The 14,284-nt window shown below is 71.8% G+C and carries 13 protein-coding genes; 4 read left to right on the top strand and 9 right to left on the bottom strand.

The genetic code is table 11. The features are described from left to right. The 4 genes from OEY_RS0117285 to tkt all read right to left on the bottom strand — a co-directional run. Positions 1-634: glucose-6-phosphate dehydrogenase assembly protein OpcA (locus OEY_RS0117285; RefSeq protein WP_443216045.1), on the bottom strand; the 634-nt coding region annotated here is incomplete at its 3' end. Beyond that, positions 631-2,172 (bottom strand): glucose-6-phosphate dehydrogenase, encoded by a 1,542-nt coding sequence (zwf, locus tag OEY_RS0117280; RefSeq protein WP_010595094.1) that lies wholly within the window; start codon positions 2,170-2,172, stop codon positions 631-633. The genes OEY_RS0117285 and zwf, both read right to left, overlap by 4 nt. Positions 2,173-2,176: 4 nt before the next feature. Then, positions 2,177-3,313 (bottom strand): transaldolase, encoded by a 1,137-nt coding sequence (gene tal, locus OEY_RS0117275; RefSeq protein WP_026138081.1) that lies wholly within the window; start codon positions 3,311-3,313, stop codon positions 2,177-2,179. A 5-nt stretch (positions 3,314-3,318) separates the two neighbouring features. Continuing rightward, on the bottom strand, positions 3,319-5,421 hold the full coding sequence (gene tkt / locus OEY_RS0117270) for a transketolase (protein WP_010595092.1): 2,103 nt from the start codon (positions 5,419-5,421) through the stop codon (positions 3,319-3,321). Positions 5,422-5,605: 184 nt separating this feature from the next. Between tkt and OEY_RS0117265 the strand changes: the two genes are divergently transcribed. Beyond that, on the top strand, positions 5,606-6,583 hold the full coding sequence (locus OEY_RS0117265) for a heme o synthase (RefSeq protein WP_026138082.1): 978 nt from the start codon (positions 5,606-5,608) through the stop codon (positions 6,581-6,583). 88 nt (positions 6,584-6,671) lie between these two features. On the opposite strand, the gene OEY_RS0117260 is transcribed toward OEY_RS0117265, so the two are convergent. Beyond that, on the bottom strand, positions 6,672-7,637 hold the full coding sequence (locus tag OEY_RS0117260; protein ID WP_010595090.1) for a quinone oxidoreductase family protein: 966 nt from the start codon (positions 7,635-7,637) through the stop codon (positions 6,672-6,674). A gap of 22 nt (positions 7,638-7,659) precedes the next feature. On the opposite strand from OEY_RS0117260, the gene OEY_RS0117255 reads away from it, so the two are divergent. Then, positions 7,660-8,001, top strand: coding sequence for a hypothetical protein (locus tag OEY_RS0117255; RefSeq protein WP_010595089.1), 342 nt, complete (start codon positions 7,660-7,662; stop codon positions 7,999-8,001). 80 nt (positions 8,002-8,081) lie between these two features. Here OEY_RS0117255 and OEY_RS0117250 read toward each other — a convergent pair whose 3' ends face one another. From OEY_RS0117250 to mptB, 4 genes are read right to left on the bottom strand one after another with little or no spacing between them, the layout of a single operon-like run. Continuing rightward, positions 8,082-9,047 carry a COX15/CtaA family protein gene (locus OEY_RS0117250; RefSeq protein WP_010595088.1) on the bottom strand — a complete coding sequence of 322 codons (966 nt, stop codon included), beginning with the start codon at positions 9,045-9,047 and terminating at the stop codon, positions 8,082-8,084. Positions 9,048-9,096: 49 nt separating this feature from the next. Continuing rightward, positions 9,097-9,894, bottom strand: coding sequence for an ABC transporter permease (locus tag OEY_RS0117245; RefSeq protein ID WP_010595087.1), 798 nt, complete (start codon positions 9,892-9,894; stop codon positions 9,097-9,099). After that, positions 9,891-10,835 carry an ABC transporter ATP-binding protein gene (locus tag OEY_RS0117240; protein WP_010595086.1) on the bottom strand — a complete coding sequence of 315 codons (945 nt, stop codon included), beginning with the start codon at positions 10,833-10,835 and terminating at the stop codon, positions 9,891-9,893. The genes OEY_RS0117245 and OEY_RS0117240 overlap by 4 nt, the downstream gene beginning before the upstream one ends. Next, entirely contained in the window at positions 10,832-12,574 is a 1,743-nt protein-coding gene (mptB, locus tag OEY_RS0117235; RefSeq protein WP_010595085.1) for a polyprenol phosphomannose-dependent alpha 1,6 mannosyltransferase MptB, read from the bottom strand. Before mptB ends, OEY_RS0117240 begins: the two co-directional genes overlap by 4 nt. Before the next feature lie 97 nt (positions 12,575-12,671). On the opposite strand from mptB, the gene OEY_RS0117230 reads away from it, so the two are divergent. After that, positions 12,672-13,412 carry a helix-turn-helix transcriptional regulator gene (locus tag OEY_RS0117230; protein WP_228287153.1) on the top strand — a complete coding sequence of 247 codons (741 nt, stop codon included), beginning with the start codon at positions 12,672-12,674 and terminating at the stop codon, positions 13,410-13,412. A gap of 91 nt (positions 13,413-13,503) precedes the next feature. After that, positions 13,504-14,284, top strand: a 781-nt coding sequence (gene sufB / locus OEY_RS0117225; RefSeq protein WP_010595083.1) for a Fe-S cluster assembly protein SufB, incomplete at its 3' end; no start/stop codon positions are given.

The following is a 14,284-nucleotide window of genomic DNA, read 5'->3' as shown; positions in this document are numbered from 1 at the left end:
GCAGACCCCCCGCCGGTTCGCTGCCGAGTCCCGATACCAGCGCCGACTCGACCGGCTCGAACGGTGGCTGGTCGAGCGCGGAGACGAGCAGCGCCCGCCAATACGTGATCCGGCCCCACGCGAGGTCGGTGTCGCCGGGGGTGTAGCCGGACAGCCGCGAGACGATCTCGGTCATCGGGCGCGACGAGTTCGTCGCATCGGTCAGGCGTCGCACGGCGAGCCGCCCCACCGGGTCCGCCGCCGGCACCTCGGGAGGGGTGTTCGGCCACCACACCACCACCGGGGTGTCCGGCAGCAGGAACGGCACGATCACCGATTCCTGGTGGTCGGCGAGCGGGCCGTGCAACGCGAGGATCAGCACCTCCGAGGCCCCGGCGTCACCGCCTATGCGGATCTCCGCATCCATGCGCGGTTCGTCGCCCGCGCGGCCGCGGCCGACGACGATCACGCGGCACGGATGCTCCCGCGACGCCCCGATGGCCGCGGTGATCGCGGCCTCGAGGCCGCGTGGACCGTCGGTGCACACCACCAGGGTGAGCACGCGCCCCTGCGTGACGATGCCGCCGGTCTGCCGCAGCTGGACGAGCTGTTTGCTGATGTCGATCGCGGTGGCGTTGCGCAGCTGCATCCTCACGGGCGTCTCCATTCGCGGCCCGAGCGGCGGAGCATCTCGTCGGCCGACGACGGCCCCCAGGTGCCGGCCTCGTACGGCTCGGGCTTGCCGTGCGCCGCCCAGCGCTCGAGCACCGGGTCGAGGATCCTCCACGACAGCTCGACCTCGTCGTCGACAGGGAAGAGCGACGGCACGCCGAGCAGCACGTCGAGGATCAGCCGCTCGTACGCCTCGGGGGAGGACTCGGTGAACGCCTGGCCGTAGCTGAAGTCCATGTTGACGTCGCGGACCTCCATGCTCGAGCCGGGCACCTTGGAACCGAAGCGGAGGGTGACCCCCTCGTCGGGCTGCACGCGGATGACGAGGGCGTTCTGGCCGAGCTCGGTGGTCATCGTCTGGTCGAACGGCAGGTGCGGGGCCCGCTTGAACACGATCGCGATCTCGGTGACGCGCCGGCCCAGACGCTTGCCGGTGCGCAGGTAGAACGGCACTCCGGCCCAGCGGCGGGTGTCGATCTCGCAGGTGATCGCCGCGTAGGTCTCGGTGGTCGAGTCGGCGGCGAAGCCCTGCTCCTCGTGCAGGCCGACGACCTGCCCGCCGTTCTGCCAGCCGGCGATGTACTGGCCGCGCGCGGTGGTCTCGTCGAGGGGCTCGGCGAGCCGGGTCGCGGACAGCACCTTGATCTTCTCCGCCCGCAACTCCGCCGGGTCGAAGCTGATCGGTTCCTCCATCGCGATGAACGCGAGCAGCTGCAGCAGGTGGTTCTGGATCACGTCCCGGGCGGCGCCGATGCCGTCGTAGTAGCCGGCGCGGCCGCCGAGACCGATGTCCTCCGCCATCGTGATCTGCACGTGGTCGACGTAGTGCGCGTTCCACAGCGGATCGAACAACTGATTCGCGAATCGCAACGCCAGGATGTTCTGCACCGTCTCCTTGCCGAGGTAGTGGTCGATGCGGAACACCGCCTCCTCGGGGAACACCTCGGCGACCAGCCGGTTCAGTTCCTGGGCGCTCGTCAGGTCGTGACCGAACGGCTTCTCGATGATCACCCGGCTCCAGGTGCCGTCTTGCGCGATCGCGAGTCCGGACCGTTTGAGCTGCGCGGACACCACCGGGAACGCGTTCGGCGGGATGGACAGGTAGAAGGCGTGGTTGCCGCCCGTGCCGCGGGCCTTGTCCAGCTCGGTCAGCGTCGAGGCGAGTTCGGTGAACGCGGCGTCGTCGTCGAAGCTGCCCTGCACGAACCGGATGCCCTCGGCCAGACGATTCCACACCTCCTCCCGGAACTTGGTGCGCGAGTTGGCCTTCACGGCATCGTGCACGACCTGACCGAAGTCCTCGTCGGCCCAGTCTCGTCGCGCGAAGCCGACGAGCGCGAACCCGGGCGGCAGCAGACCGCGGTTGGCCAGGTCGTACACCGCCGGCATCAGCTTGCGGCTGGCGAGGTCGCCGGTGACCCCGAAGATCACCAGGGCACACGGCCCGGCGATCCGGGGTAGCCGACGATCACGCTCGTCCCGGAGTGGATTGACCCACGCCGCCGTCTCGGGTCCGCGCACCGCGTCAGCTCTTCGCGCCGTGCGCGATCAGCTGCTCGGAGGTGGCGGCGAGCAGCTCGTTCCAGGACACCTCGAACTTCTCGACGCCCTCGTCCTCGAGCTTGCGGAACACCTCGGGCAGGTTCACCCCGATCGTCGACAGCGCGGAGAACACGTTCTCGGCCGCCTTCTCGGTACCGGTGACCGTGTCGCCGGTGACCTCGCCGTGGTCGGCGACGGCCTCGAGGGTCTTCTCCGGCATCGTGTTGACCGTGTTCGGGGCGACCAGTTCGGTGACGTACAGGGTGTCCGAGTAGTCGGGGTTCTTCACCCCGGTCGACGCCCACAGGGCGCGCTGCGGACGCGCACCGGCCGCGGCGAGCTGCTCGAACCGGGCCCCGGACTCGAACGCCCGGCGGTACGCCGCGTACGCCAGGCGGGCGTTGGCGACGCCGGCCTTGCCGCGCAGCGCCAGCGCCTCGGGGGTGCCGATCGCGTCGAGCCGCGCGTCGATCTCGGTGTCGACGCGGGAGACGAAGAACGAGGCCACCGAGTGGATCGTCGACAGCTCGTGCCCGGCCGACTTGGCGGCGGTCAGACCGTCCAGATAGGCCTCGATGACCCGTTCGTAGCGCTCGACCGAGAAGATCAGCGTCACGTTCACGCTGATGCCCTCGCCGATCACGCGGGCGATGGCCGGCAGGCCGGCCACCGTCGCGGGGATCTTGATGAGCAGATTGGGCCGGTCCACGATGCGCCACAGCTCGATCGCCTGCTGCACGGTCGCGTCGGTGGAGTGCGCCAGCCGCGGGTCGACCTCGATGGAGACCCGGCCGTCGACACCGTCGCTGGCCTCGAACACCGGGGCCAGGACGTCGCACGCGGAGCGCACGTCGTCGGTGGTGACGGTGCGGATGGTGGTGTCCACATCGGCGCCGGCCAGCGCGAGCTCCCGGACCTGGGCGTCGTAGACGTGGCCCTTGCTGAGCGCCGCCTGGAAGATCGACGGGTTGGTGGTCACACCCACGACGCTGCGGGTGGCGATCAGCTCGGCGAGGTTGCCGGTCTCGATGCGGTCCCGGGACAGGTCGTCGAGCCACACGGACACCCCGGCGGCCGAGAGCTGGACGAGATTCGCGTTCTGGGTTACCTGCTGGGTCATCGGGATCATCCCTTCACTCGGGTCAGCGAGCGGCGGGCGGCGTCGACGACGGCCTCGGCGGTGATGCCGAACTCGCGGAACAGGGTCTTGTGGTCGGCGGAGGCGCCGAAGTGCTCGAGCGAGACGGCCTCGCCGGCGTCGCCGAGCAGGCGGTGCCACGGCATCGCCAGTCCGGCCTCGACGGAGACACGCGCACGCACCGCCGGCGGGAGCACCTCGTCGCGGTACGCCTGGTCCTGCTGGAGGAACCAGTCGAGGACCGGCACGGAGACCACGCGGGTGGGCACACCGTCGGCCTCGAGTACCTCGCGGGCGGCGACGGCGAGCTGCAGCTCGGAGCCGGTGCCGAGCAGGATCACCTCGGGCGTGCCGGTGGACGCCTCGGCGAGCACGTACGCGCCGCGGGGCAGGCCCTCGGCGGCCTTCTCCCGGGTGCCCGCGAGCACCGGCACATCCTGGCGGGTCAGGGCCAGGGCGGTCGGGCCGGTCTTGTTCTCCAGCGCCGCGGCCCACGCGAACGAGGTCTCGTTCGCGTCGCCGGGACGGATCACGGCCAGATTCGGGATCGCGCGCAGCGCGGTGAGGTGCTCGACCGGCTGATGGGTCGGGCCGTCCTCGCCGAGACCGATCGAATCGTGGGTCCACACGTAGATCGCCGGGGTCTGCATGAGCGCGGCGAGCCGCACGGCGGGACGCATGTAGTCGCTGAACACCAGGAAGGTGCCGCCGTAGGGGCGGGTCGGGCCGTGCAGGGCGATGCCGTTGAGGATCGAACCCATCGCGTGCTCGCGCACACCGAAGTGCAGCGTCCGCCCGTAGGGCTGGGCGTTCCAGTCCTTCGTGGAGATCGACACCGGGCCGAACGAGTCCGAGCCGGGGATCGTGGTGTTGTTCGAGCCCGCCAGGTCGGCCGAACCGCCCCACAGCTCGGGCAGCACCGGGCCGAGCGCGGCGAGGGCGCTGCCGGACGCCTTACGGGTGGCCGGGCCCTTGGCGACCGGCTCGTAGGTGGGCAGGACCTCGGTCCAGCCGGCGGGGAACTCCCCGGCCTGTAACCGGTCGAACAGTTCCTTGCGCTGCGGCTCCCGGCCGGCCCACGCGTCGAACTCGGCCTGCCATGCGGTGCGGGCCGCCGCGCCGCGCTCGACGACGCCGCGGGTGTGCTCGATCACCGCCGGGTCGACGTCGAAGTGCCGCTCCGGGTCGAACCCGAGGGCGGTCTTGACGGCGGCGACCTCCTCGGCGCCGAGGGCGGCGCCGTGCACGTCGCCGGTGTTCATCTTGGTCGGCGCCGGGTAGCCGATGATCGTGCGCAGCACGACGAGCGACGGCTTGTCGGTGACGGCCTTGGCGGCCTCGACGGCGTCGAGGATCGCGGTGACGTTCTCGCCGCCCTCGACGGTCTGCACATGCCAGCCGTAGGCCTCGTAGCGCCGGGCGACATCCTCACCGAGGGCGATCGCCGTGTCGTGCTCGATGGAGATCTTGTTGTCGTCGTAGAAGACGATCAGGTTGCCGAGCTGCTGCACGCCCGCGAGGGACGAGGCCTCCGACGTCACGCCCTCTTCGATGTCGCCGTCGGAGGCGAGGACGTAGATGTGGTGGTCGAACGGGCTCGCGCCGGTCGCGGTGTCCGGATCGAACAGGCCGCGCTCCCGGCGCGCCGCCATCGCCATGCCCACGGCGGAGGCCAGGCCCTGCCCGAGCGGGCCGGTGGTCATCTCCACCCCCGCGGTGTGCCCGAACTCGGGGTGGCCCGGCGTCTTCGAACCCCACGTGCGCAGCGCCTCGAGGTCGGCGAGTTCGAGCCCGTACCCCGACAGGTACAGCTGGATGTACAGCGTCAGGCTCGAGTGTCCGCACGAGAGCACGAACCGGTCCCGTCCCACCCAGTGCGGGTCGGTCGGGTCGTGCCGCATCACTTTCTGGAACAGCGTGTAGGCCACGGGGGCAAGGCTCATCGCCGTGCCGGGGTGCCCGTTGCCCACCTTCTGGACCGCGTCGGCGGCGAGCACGCGGGCGGTGTCGACGGCCTTGGTGTCGAGGTCGGTCCAGTCGGCGGGGTGCACTGCCTGGGTGAGGGAGCGGATCTCGTCTGTGATCGACACGAGCAGAAGTCTCCTGACATGGGTATACGGGGAGCGTGCGGGCGCGAGAGCCTCGAGCGCCCCTCCAGAGTAATGTGCTGCGCTTTGCGGGTCGATTCGGTCCGGGCCTGCGCGACGTCTACCATCGTTCGTAGTAGAGCGACGGCGAGCGAAGGTGCGTAATCGCGTGGTGCAAGGAGACAGGGTGCGGGCAGGGCAACGGCCGGGAGGTCACGGCTTCGGCGCCCCCGAGGCACCTGGACCGCCTCGCCCCGACACGATGTGGGGACGCGTTTCGGGCACGGTGCTCGCCTATATCGCGCTGACCAAGCCGCGCGTGATCGAGTTGCTGCTGGTGGCGACGATCCCGGCGATGCTCTTCGCCGACCGCGGCGAGGTGGACCTGGTGCTCATCGCGAGCACCCTGTTCGGCGGGTGGATGGGTGCGGCGAGCGCGAATGCCCTCAACTGCGTCGTCGACGCCGACATCGACAAGGTCATGAAGCGGACGGCGCTGCGGCCGCTGGCCCGGCAGGCCGTCCCGACCCGGCACGCGTTCGTGTTCGGCGCGGTGCTCGGCGTCGTGTCGTTCCTGTGGTTGTGGTGGCGGGCGAATCTGCTCGCCGGCCTGCTCGTGGTCGCCACGATCGCCTTCTACGTCCTGGTGTACACGATGGTCCTCAAGCGCAGGACCTGGCAGAACGTGGTGTGGGGCGGGGCCGCCGGGTGCATGCCCGTGATGGTCGGCTGGGCCGCGGTCACCGGCTCGCTGAGCTGGGAACCGATCGTGCTGTTCCTGGTGATCTTCTTCTGGACACCGCCGCACACCTGGGCGCTGGCGATGCGGTACAAGGAGGACTACAAGGCCGCCGGCGTGCCCATGCTGCCCGTGATCGCGAGCGAGCAGCACGTCACCAAGCAGATCCTGCTCTACACCTGGGCGACCGTCCTGGCGACGCTGGTGCTCGTGCCGGCCGCCGGCCTGGTGTACGCGGCGGTGACCGTCGCCGCCGGCGCCTGGTTCCTGCTCGTCGCGCATCAGCTGTACCGCAGCGTCCGGGGCGGGGCGGCGGTCAAGCCCCTCAAGCTGTTCCTGCAGTCGAACAACTACCTCGCCCTGGTGTGCCTGGGCCTGGCCGTGGACTCGGTGCTCGACCTGCGCACCATCGCCTCGTTCTTCTGATCCGCCTTCCGCGCGGCTCCGGGACCGGGCGAATGTACCGTCCGCTGCCGGAGAGCGACGGAAGCGGTACTTCCGCCCGGAGCGGACCTCAGGGGAGCAGCACGATCGAGCCGGTCGTGCGACGGGCCTCGAGGTCGCGGTGTGCCTGCTCCGCCTGTGCCAGCGGGTACCGCGCGCCGACCCGGACGGTGAGGGTCCCGTCCGCGACGGCGGCGAACACCTCGCCCGCCCGCCACATCAGCTCCTCGCGGGTGCGCACGTGGTGCGCGAGGGTCGGCCGGGTGACGTACAGCGAGCCGGCGGGGTTGAGCCGCTGCAGATCGAACGGCGGCACCGGACCGCTGGCCGCGCCGAACAGCGCCAACGTGCCGCGGATGCGCAGCGAGGCGAGCGACGACTCGAACGTGGCCGCGCCGACGCCGTCGTAGACCGCCGCGACGCCCTCCCCGCCGGTGAGATCCCGGACCTGCTCGGCGAGGTCGTCGGTGTAGCGCAGCACCTCGGCGGCGCCCGCGCCGCGCGAGAGGGTTTCCTTCTCGTCGGAGGAGACGGTCGTGATCACCCGCACGTCCTTCGCGGCGGCGAGCTGGGTGAGCAGCAGGCCCACCCCACCGGCGCCCGCGTGCACGAGCACGGTCTCGCCGGGCTGCGCCGGATACGTCGAATTGAGCAGGTAGTGCGCGGTCATGCCCTGGAGCAGCGCCGACGCCGCCTGCTCGGCGGGAACCGCGTCGGGCACGGGCACCGCCACCGCCGCCGGCACGAGCACCTGTTCGGCGTAGGAACCGTCGGCCGCTGCCCAGCTCACCCGATCGCCGACCGCGACGCCGCCCACGCCCTCACCGACCGCGACGACCCGTCCGGTGCCCTCGGATCCGGGAATGTACGGCAACTCCCGGGGGTAGAGCCCGGTGCGGAAGTAGGTGTCGATGTAGTTGACGCCCACGGCGTCGGTCCGGACCAGCAGCTCGCCCGGCCCCGGCTCGGGAGCGGGGAGCTCGACGGGGGTGAGCACCTCGGGGCCGCCGAACCGTGCCACTTCGATTGCACGCATACGTTCACAGTATTCTGCAGGCATGAGCGCCGATACTCAGGTCGTGGCCGCACCGGCCGACATCGTGAAATCCCTCCGCAGCTTCGTCGCCGCGCACGGTGGCTCCGCCAAGGCGGTGCTGCAGCCGGTCGCGCGGGGCGCGGTGCGCATCACCGTCGTCGCCGAGGACGGGGTGCTCGGCGACCGGGTGGTGCGCGATCTCGCCACGGCGCACGCGGTGGTCGAGGCGCTGCCCGGCGTCACGGTCTCGGAGTGGGATCGCGAAGTGACCAGCATCGCGACGCCGCAGCAGGGCCACTGGAAGAAGATGGCCGGCTGGGTGGCCCGTCAGACCCGGTTCCCGCGGGCCCGCAACGAACGCTGACCGATCCTCGAACGACTCCGGGGGTCACCCGTCCTGGGTGGCCCCCGGAACCGTTTCTCCGGCGCGCGTGCGCCCGGGGGTCAGACGGCGACCGGTTCGCGGGCCGGTTCGGTGGTGCGGACCCGTCCCGCCGCCCACACCGCTGCCGTCGCGGCCGTGCACAGCCCGGCGCCGGCGACGTGCACGGCGACGAGGGCGGCGGGCACGTCGGTGAAGTACTGCACGACCCCGACGAGGGCCTGGGCGACGACGAGGGCGAGCAGCACGTGCAGGCGCGTCTTCACCGCCTGCGGCGCGGCCACGGCGTACAGCGCGAAGGCGAGGCCGACGAGCAAGCCGAGGTATCCGACGAGCAGTTCGGCGTGCAGGTGCACCAGGGACTCGATGTCGATCTCGAGGCGCGGCACCGGCCGATCGGCGCTCTTGTCGCCGGCGTGCGGGCCGGCGCCGGTGACCATCGTGCCCGCGACGAGCACCCCGGCGAGCAGTACGGCGGACAGCGCGGTCAGGGTCCGGAGCGGGCGCGGGATCGTCTCCACGACCGCCCCGTCGTCGGGCTCGCCGACCTTCGCATGCAGCAGCACCGCCAGCCACACCATCAGCATCGACGCCAGCAGGTGCACCGCGACGGTCCACCAGGCCAGGCCGGCGAGCACGGTGATGCCACCGATGACGGCCTGCAGGACGGTGCCGGCGGGCATCAGCCACGCGTAGACGAGAACCTCGCGGCGGCGCCGGGCCCGGGTCACGGCCAGCACGACCGCCGCGGCGGACGCGACGACGACGAACGTCAGCAGCCGGTTGCCGAACTCGACGACCTGGTGCAGGGTGGCGACCTCCTCGGAGACACCGACGGGCACGAAGCTGCCCGGGAAGCACTGGGGCCAGGTGGGGCACCCCAGGCCGGACGCGGTCACGCGGACGATCGACCCGGTCACGGCGATGCCGCCCTGGGTCAGGATCGCGATCAGCGCGAGCAGCCGCTGGGTCCGCAGGGACGGCAGGGGCAGACGGTCGACAAGGCGCAGGAAGCCGCGATACAGCACATCGACGATGGTACGGGCCGGTCCACTACAGCCTGTAGTGGGGTGCCGGTCAGACGAACCGGAACAGTCTGCTCGCCAGGACCCCGCCGGCGGCCGCCCACGCGCCGAGGATCGCCACGGCCAGCCAGTCGACGCTGCCGCGCAGCGCCGCGTCGAGGGCGAGGGCGAGCGCCCCGGACGGGACCAGGCGCGCCAGATGCACCACCGCATCGGGCAGACCGCCGCCGGCGAGGACGACGCTGCCGATCCCGAGCAGCACGAACCAGATGATGTTGGCCAGCGCCAGCACGATCTCGGCGCGCAGGGTGCCGCCGAGCAGCAGACCCAGGGTGGCGAACGTCACGGTGCCCAGGGCGATGACGGCGGCGCCGAGCAGCAGCCCGACCGGGTCCGGGCGCCAGCCGAGGGCGAGACCGATGCCGCCCAGCAGAATCGACTGCAGTGCGACGACGAGGGCCACCGCACCGCTCTTGCCTGCGATGATGCCCCATTTCGGCAGGGCGGTGGCGCCGAGTCTTTTCAATGCACCGTATCTGCGGTCGAATCCGACCGCGATGGCCTGCCCGGTGAACGCCGTCGACATCACCGCGACCATCATCACCGCCGGCAGCACGCGCTCGACGCGGGCCTCGCCCAGATCGCCGATCGGGAGCAGGGTGAGCCCGATCAGCAGGGTGATCGGGATGAACATCGTCAGCAGCAGCTGCTCGCCGTTGCGCAGCAGGAGCACCAGCTCCATGCGGGTCTGCGCGGCGAGCATCGCCGCCGGGCCGTTCGGGCGGGGCGCGGGAGCGAAGGTGCCGGGCGCGAACCGGTTCGCCGCCAGGCGCTCGTGCGAGGTGCTCATCCGCGGATCTCCCGTCCGGTCAGGTCCAGGAACACGTCCTCGAGGCTGCGCTGGTCCACCCGGATCTCGCGGGCCAGGACACCCTGGTCGGCGCACCACGCGGCGGCCGCCGCGACGACCTGCGGATCGATGGGGCCCTCGACGAGATACCGGCCGGGACCGGCCTCGCGCACCCGGAACGCGTCCGTCACCGCGGCACGCAGGGGAGCGAGATCCAGCCCCGGGGCGGCGGTGAGCCACAACTGGCCCTCCGCGCCGGTGCTGGCGACCTCGGCGGGGGTGCCGGCGGCCACGATCCGGCCGTGATCGATGATGACGACCTCGTCGGCGAGTTCCTCCGCCTCGTCCATCAGGTGCGTGGTGAGCAGCACCGCGACGCCGTCGCGCCGCAGGGCGTCGATCAGTTCCCACACCAGCAGCCGCGCCTGCGCGTCCAGACCGGCGGTCGGTTCGTCGAGGAAGACGAGTTCGGGCCGGCCGACGAGGGCGCAGGCCAGCGCGAGCCGCTGCTGCTGCCCGCCGGACAGCCGCCGATAGGGGGTGCGCCGTGCCTCCTCGAGCCCGAGGCTGCGCAGCAGCCAGGCCGGATCGAGCGGATCCGCGGAGTAGGCGGCCACCAGATCGAGCATCTCCCCGGCCTTGGACCCCGGATAGGCGCCGCCGCCCTGCAGCATGACCCCGATCCGCGGGCGCAGGGCCTCGGAGTCGGCGATCGGGTCGAGCCCGAGGACCCGCACGGTCCCGGAGTCGGGGGTGACGAAGCCCTCGCACATCTCCACGGTGGTGGTCTTGCCGGCACCGTTGGGGCCGAGCAGCGCGAGCACCTGGGCGCGGTCGACGGTCAGGTCGAGCCCGTCGACGGCGGTGAGGTCGCCGAACCGCTTGACGACGCCCTCGAGGCGGACGGCGGGCGGCGCAGCGACGGGGGATCTCGAGGTCACGAGGTTCCAGCGTAGGCGCCGGGCGAATCGGCGGGACGCGGTGGTGCGTCGTCCTCGTCGCGCCAGGGCAGCCGGTTGCGGGTGGCGAAGATCGCGAGCCCCACCACGACGACCGTCGCGATGGCCGCCTGCACGATGATGAACGGCTGGTACTCGCCGCCGTTGGGCATCAGGATCACGCTCACCAGCGACGAGAACGCCACGGTGGGGAGCCGGAAGATCGGCCGGGTGGCCCACGCGGCCAGCGGGATCACCGCCCACAGCAGGTACCAGGGCTGCACCACCGGGAACAGCAGCACGATCGCGCCGAGGGACACCCCGAGCGCGCCCACCGGATGCAGCCGGCCGGTGAGCACCGCCAGCATCATCCGCACCGTCACCAGCGCCGCGATCAGCGCGGCGACGGGCCGGGTGAGCGACAGGATCGCGGTCGTGTGATCACCGAGACCGAGCAACACCCCGGCCAGGCCGGTGCCCAGGCCGAGCAGCGTCGGGATGGACATCCAGCTGCGCACCTCCGTCGCGGTCCCGAGGGTCTGCGTCCAGCCGAACCCGAGCCCGCTGCCCCAGCTGACCGCGCCCACGACGACGACGGCGACCACGGCGAGCAACGCGGCGGCGGAGACCACCGCGCGCACGGTGCCGCCCCAGCGGTGCGCGAGCGCCATCCCGACGAAGCCGAGGGCGAGCAGCGACGGCACCTTGACCATCGCCGACAGCGCGATCACCGCGGAGCCCGCCAGCAGCCAGCCCAGCGCCCGGCCGCGCAGCGGCGCCGCCGGATCGGCGGTGTGGATGCCGCGCAGCGCCAGCTCGAGACCGGCCAGCATGAGACCGAGCATCAGGGCCTCGTTGTGGATGCCGGCGACGAGGTGGAACAGCAGCAGGGGATTGGCCGCACCGAGCCACAGGGCGCTGACGGCGGCGACACCGCAGCGGCGCGCGAGCCGCGGCAGCGCCCACACGATCAGCGCGACCCCGGCGAGCGCGGTCACGCGGTGCAGGAACACCCCGGCGACGATGTTCTCGCCCGTCAGGTCGGTGATCCGCTGCCCGAGCCACAGGATCGCCGGCCCGTACGGCGCCGGCGTGTCGCGCCAGATGTTGGGCACGGTGCGGGTCAGGACGTGGTCGACCCCCAGGGCGCCGGCGGGGCCGATCCCGTAGGGGTCGAGGCCGCGGGCGGCGATCTCGCTCTGCGCCAGATACGAGTAGACGTCCTTGCTGAACATCGGGGGCGCCACCGTCAACGGCAGGATCCACAGCAGCAGGGTGCGGTCGAGCTGGGACCGGCTCAGGCGTCGGGGCACCCCGTCCGGGTCGCGGCGGCCGACGGCGAAGCGACCGAGCAGCAGCCAGGCCAGCACCACCAGCACGGTGCCCGTCATGGTCAGCGTCAGCGCGGCGCTGGGCATGCGCGCGGGCAGCCCGAGCACCCGCAGGCCCTGGACGGGGTTCTGCAGCACCGGCTGCGCTCCCGCGCCGAGCGCGCCGACCGCCATGAGCACGGTGCCCGTCGCGCCGAACAGCCGGATGCGGTGCAGCTGGGTGGTCTCGGTGGCGTCGAGACCACGCCCCTCGAGTTCGTCGCCGTGCAGGATCGTGGCCACGGCGGGGCCGCCGCCGCGCCCGTCGAGTCCGAGGGCGCGCCGGCCGAGTTCGGCGGCGCGGGCCCCGAGGGCCGCGGCGCAGCGGCTCGGCGCCGGCCCGGTCGGGTCGGGTTCCACGGTGGACGGCACGCGAGCAGCGTAGCGGGGACGGAAACCGGGACTTTGCCGCCTGTAAGGTAGGGCACCCTTTGTAGACCGGCCGGGGCAATTCCGTCACACTGGTGTTGTGAAAACGACGTCCGATACCGGGGTGCACGGGGAACGCGCAGGTCATCCGCCTGCCGGGTTGCCGGTCGCCCAGGTGCCGGGCGCCCACGAGGGGCAGACCCGGGCGGCGGTGGTGCAGCTGCTGCTCGAGGAGGGACCGATCACGGCCACCGAGATCGGCGCCCGTCTCGGACTGAGCGCGGCCGGGGTGCGCCGCCACCTCGACGCCCTCATCGACACCGGCGAGGCCCAGGCGGCTCCGCCACCTCGGCGGGAGGGCCGGGGGCGGGGACGGCCGGCGCGCCGCTTCCAGCTCACCGCGGTGGGCCGGGCACGGCTGGGGCATTCCTACGACGACCTGGCCAGCGCCGCGATGCGGCACCTGCGGGAGGTCGGCGGCGAGGCGGCGGTCGAGGACTTCGCCCGGCGTCGCGTGCAGTCCCTGCTCGGCGGGGTCACCCCGGTCGAGTCCGGGAGCGGCGCCGAGATCGAGGACACCGCCGAGGACATCGCGGCGGCGTTCACCGATGCGGGGTTCGCGGCCTCGACCCGGCGGGTCGGCACCGGCGTGCAGATCTGCCAGCACCACTGCCCGGTCTCGCACGTCGCCGAGCAGTTCCCCGAGCTCTGCGAGGCCGAGCTCGAGGCGTTCACCCGGATTCTCGGCACCCACGTCCAGCGGCTGGCGACCATCGCCAACGGCGACAGCTTCTGCACCACCCACGTGCCGGTGCCGCCGTCGGACGCCCGGAAGACCTGAGCAGGACCCGCACATCCCCGACAGAAGCACGACGTTGTCCGCCGGCGACCAGCCCTCGCCGGCACCGAACAAGACTCCGGAAGGAGCTCACATGACCGTCACATCGGATCAGGCGTCGGCCGGCGCGCCGCTGACACAGGAGGAGACCATCGCGTCCCTCGGTCACTACGGCTACGGCTGGTCGGATCCCGACGCGGCCGGCGCCACGGCCCAGCGAGGGCTGTCCGAGGCGGTCGTGCGCGACATCTCCGCGAAGAAGAACGAGCCCGAGTGGATGCTCGACATCCGCCTCAAGGCGCTGCGCACCTTCGAGAAGAAGCCGATGCCGGGGTGGGGTTCGAACCTCGAGGGCATCGACTTCGACAACATCAAGTACTTCGTGCGCTCCACCGAGAAGCAGGCCACGAGCTGGGAAGAACTGCCGGAGGACATCAAGAACACCTACGACAAGCTCGGCATCCCCGAGGCCGAGAAGCAGCGCCTCGTCGCCGGGGTCGCCGCCCAGTACGAGTCCGAGGTGGTCTACCACCAGATCCGTGAGGACCTCGAGTCCCAGGGCGTGATCTTCCTCGACACCGACACCGGCCTGCGCGAGCACCCCGAGATCTTCAAGGAGTACTTCGGGTCGGTCATCCCGGCCGGCGACAACAAGTTCTCCGCGCTGAACACCGCCGTGTGGTCGGGCGGCTCGTTCATCTACGTCCCGCCCGGCGTGCACGTCGACATCCCGCTGCAGGCCTACTTCCGGATCAACACCGAGAACATGGGCCAGTTCGAGCGGACCCTGATCATCGTCGACGAGGGCGCCTCCGTGCACTACGTCGAGGGCTGCACCGCCCCGATCTACAAGTCGGACTCGCTGCACTCGGCGG

This window comes from Rhodococcus sp. P14, assembly GCF_000256505.1.
GTDB lineage: Bacteria > Actinomycetota > Actinomycetes > Mycobacteriales > Mycobacteriaceae > Rhodococcus > Rhodococcus ruber.
The sequence above is the reverse complement of the archived record's forward strand: the minus strand, read 5'-3'. Positions and strand labels throughout refer to the sequence as shown.